The organism is Caballeronia sp. (assembly GCF_028292365.1).
Taxonomy (GTDB): Bacteria; Pseudomonadota; Gammaproteobacteria; order Burkholderiales; family Burkholderiaceae; genus Caballeronia.
Genome location: NZ_JAQGMM010000447.1, coordinates 1 through 3,845, shown reverse-complemented (window position 1 = coordinate 3,845; position 3,845 = coordinate 1). Strand labels below are relative to the sequence as shown.

General features: G+C 63.2%; 3 protein-coding genes. All 3 read right to left on the bottom strand.

What is annotated here, in order from left to right; genetic code table 11:
• Window positions 1-1,034: glucose-6-phosphate isomerase (pgi, locus tag JWR14_RS26520; RefSeq protein WP_299714506.1), on the bottom strand; the 1,034-nt coding region annotated here is incomplete at its 3' end.
• A gap of 228 nt (window positions 1,035-1,262) precedes the next feature.
• A complete protein-coding gene (locus JWR14_RS26515) occupies window positions 1,263-2,846 on the bottom strand; it encodes an NAD(P)H-hydrate dehydratase (RefSeq protein WP_299714503.1) in 1,584 nt (527 codons plus the stop codon).
• Between the two features lie 204 nt (window positions 2,847-3,050).
• A partial coding sequence (locus JWR14_RS26510; protein ID WP_299714500.1) for an FAD-dependent oxidoreductase occupies window positions 3,051-3,845 on the bottom strand: 795 nt, incomplete at its 5' end.

The following is a 3,845-nucleotide window of genomic DNA, read 5'->3' as shown; positions in this document are numbered from 1 at the left end:
TGGAGATACGAAGACAGGTAGCGCATGGCTTGCGAATACGGCGCGACCATCACGCTTTGCGACTTGAAGAAGTCGCGATACCAGATGCCGATCATGCCCATCAGCACGGGCAGGTTGCGATCGAACGGCGCGGTACGGAAATGCTCGTCCATGGCATGAGCGCCGGCCAGCAGCTTTTCAAAATTCTCAGGTCCGACCGAGATCACGATCGACAGACCCACCGTGGACCATAGCGAATAACGGCCGCCGACCCAGTCCCACATTTCGAAGACGTTTTCCTTCGCAATGCCGAACTTGACCACTTCCTCAGGATTCGCCGATACCCCCACGAAGTGCTTCGACAGCGCTTCTTCCGGGCAGCCGCTCTTCAAGAACCAGTCGCGCATGGAGCGCGCATTGGTCATGGTTTCGAGCGTGGTGAACGTCTTCGACACAACAATAGCCAGCGTCTCTTCGGCATCGATGCCTTTGAGCACGTTGTAGATATCGGCGCCATCGACGTTGGAGACAAAATGCGTATCCAGACCCGGCTGTGCCAGGTGCTGCAACGCATGCACGACCATCTTCGGCCCGAGATCCGAGCCGCCAATGCCGATGTTCACCACATGGCGAATCCGCTTGCCGGTATAGCCAGTCCATGAGCCGTCACGAACCTTGTTCGCGAACGCGGCCATCTTGGCTTTTTCAGCGCGAATCTCTTTCTGGAACGGGGAGTTGTCGTCAGTCGAACGCAAGGCCGTATGCAGCACCGCGCGATGTTCCGTCACGTTGACAATATCGCCGGCAAACACGGCGTCGCGCTTTTCCGCGACCTTGGCCTGCTGCGCAAGTTCGACCAGCAGCTTGAGCGTGGCTTCGGTGATGCGGTTCTTCGAAAAATCGACGGAGATGCCGCCGCCGTCAAAAGTCAGGCGCTCGGCGCGAGACGGCTTTGTATCGTTTTGCGGCGCGAACCAGTCGCGCAGGCGTTCGTCACGGATGGCATCGTAATGCGTCTGGAGCGCCGGCCAGGCAGGGAGCGAATTGAGCGTCATAACGGTCCGTTTATCAGAGGGTGACGGGAGGTACTGATCATCGCGCAGGGTCTGATGATGGTCTATCTCGATCCGCTTACGCGCGAGTCAATAAGTATAGCCACGATGGATGAATGATTGCTTGCATGAAAGGTCAGCGCATCGGCCGAAGCTTCGTGTTTCGTTCGTCCTGGATAAACGCGGCACGGCGAACGGCGGCCCGACGGCAGTCTCCGGCACGTATCGTAGTCACACAGCGTAAAAGAGCCGGTTGAGCAAACTTCGTACCTTTGGAGCCAGTTCGCCCGCGGTCAGTCCGGCGGGACCTTCGCCTTCATCGGTCAACGCTTCGGCGGCCAGCCCGTGCAGATACACGCCTGCGAGCGCGGCCTCATAAGCCGGCAATTGCTGCGCGAGAAACGCGCCGATCAACCCGCCCAGCACGTCGCCGGTACCGCCCGTTGCAAGCGCCGCATTGCCGGTCGGGTTCACCGAAACGCGTCCGTCCGGCGAGGCGACGATCGTGCCCGTGCCTTTCAACACGATCACCGCAGCGAAGCGCGCAGCCAGCTGCCGAGCGGCGGCAATCCGATCTGCTTGCACCTTTTTCACGTCCGATCCGAGTAAGCGCGCGGCTTCGAGCGGATGCGGCGTCAACACGCACGGGTCCCCGCGGGCGCCCCGTGCGGCGACCTTGGCAGCCAGTTTTTCATCCGATGAAATCAGGTTGAGCGCGTCGGCATCGAAGAGTTTGGGAACATCGAGCGCGAGGACGTCGACGAGCACCTTCTTCGCGCGCTCGCTCTGGCCCATCCCGCAGCCGACCGCGAGCGCGTTCATTTTATCGAGGGAAATCTGGTCGACGTGGTGCAGCATCAGTTCCGGATGCGGCGGATCGTAAGGCGGTGAATCCGTGCCGATGAACGCCACGTTGACCTTGCCGGCGCCCCCGTACAACGCCATGCGAGCGGCCAGGATCGGCGCGCCGCACATGCCGGTGTCGCCGCCAAGCACGGCTAGCGTGCCGAACGTGCCTTTGTTGGTCGCGTAATCGCGCGGTGGCAAGTGCGAGCCGAACAGCGACGGCGCGTTCAGCAGGACAGAGGGTTCAAGGGGCGGCTTGACCCCCAGGTCGGCGATATAAAGCTTGCCCGTCAGGTCACGGCCATCGCCGGTGAAATGGCCCGGCTTCGCGCCAATAAACGTGATGGTGTGCGTGGCGCGCACGGCCTGCGCGCGGCCATCGGCGCTGCGGCTGACCGGCTCGCCAGTGTCGCTCGACAGGCCGCTCGCGATATCCAGCGCAAGCACGCCGCCGCTCGCTTTCGAGCGCCGCGACAAGCGCGCGGCGAGATCCGCGAATACGCCTTCCAGCGGCCTTCCGAGACCGATGCCGAACATTCCATCGACGAGCCAGCCGAGGTTATCGAAGGAGGGAGGGGCTTCTGTCGTGATTGTCACGCCCGCTTGCCGGGCTTCGGACAGCGCCCAACGGGCGTCGTCGGGTTTGACTTCCACTGGCATGCAGACTTCGACGTCGATGTCGGCTTGCCGCAAACGGGCGGCCATCACGAGCGCATCGCCGCCATTGTTGCCCGGCCCGGCCACGATCCAGACCGGCAAAGCGGCAAGATGCGGCGCATGCCGATTCTGGTCGATGACAAATTGCGCCGCCGCAGCCCCGGCGCGAGCCATTAGCGTATTCGCGGGCAGGGACGCCGCTGCGCGGCTTTCAAGCGTGCGGAGTTCGCCTAGTGTCAGGAGCGCCAGCGCGTGATCGCGTGGCTCGACGTAGGGCGGAGTGGGGGTGTTCGAGACGGAGGAGTCGGTCATGGCGCCAGCGTGAGAGGAATGCGTGAACTCATCGCAATTATTGCGCCCAATTGTCGCAAACGTCGGCCGGGAAATCGTAAAGTCCCTTAATTACGCGAAAGGCGTTTCGCGGCTGCGATCCGTGTTTCGTTATTCCGCTTCTTAACTCGCCTTTGCCAGCACCTTCGCTGCCCCGGTCTCGAGCCGGACAACGCTCAAACCTACCTAAAACCGGTCCATCCGCAGCGCGCTTAGCGTTTCGCCGGGCACGTCGGGCGTGATTCCGGAAACCATCGCCGCCACCACTTTTGCCGCCCCGCAAGCGATACCCCAGCCCGCCGGCCCGTGCGCCGCATTGATGAACAAACGCGCATGCGCGGTCGAACTCACCACCGGCAAGCCATCGGGCGAGACCAGCCTGATGCCGTCCCAGGCCCGAGCCGCCGAGACCTTCGCCGCGCCCGGAATCCAGTCGTGCGTCGCCTGGCCGAGCAGCGCGAGGGCGCGCCGCGTCATGCTTTCGTTCATCGGCTTGTGCGCTTTGGCCGCGCTCTCCAGCACCGCGCCGCCCGTCACGCGCATCCGCTGGTTGATCCGCGTCATCGTGATGCGTTTCACCGAATCAACCACCGTAATGTGCGGCGCGCGCTCCTCGTAAGCGATCGGCGCGGTCAGCGTGTGGAGGCGCAGCGGATGCAGCGGCAACCTGATTCCCAGCGTAGCCAGCAACGCCGGCGTACCGGTACCGGCTGCGACCACGATGGCGTCAGCGCCGATCAGTTCCACATCGCGTGACTTGCGGCCCTTACCGTCGACTTCACCCGCGCGCGGACCGAGTTCCACGGCGGCACTCTGGTTGTCGGCGCGAATGGCCGTGACTTCGCGGCCAAGCTGGAACTGCACGCCGCCGTCTTCCAGCACTTGCTTCAGCAGCTTGGTGAACAACGGGCAATTCGCGGTGCGGGCGTCGCCGAGCAATACCCCGCCGGCGAGCGGTGGATCGTCGGGTATGGACGGCTC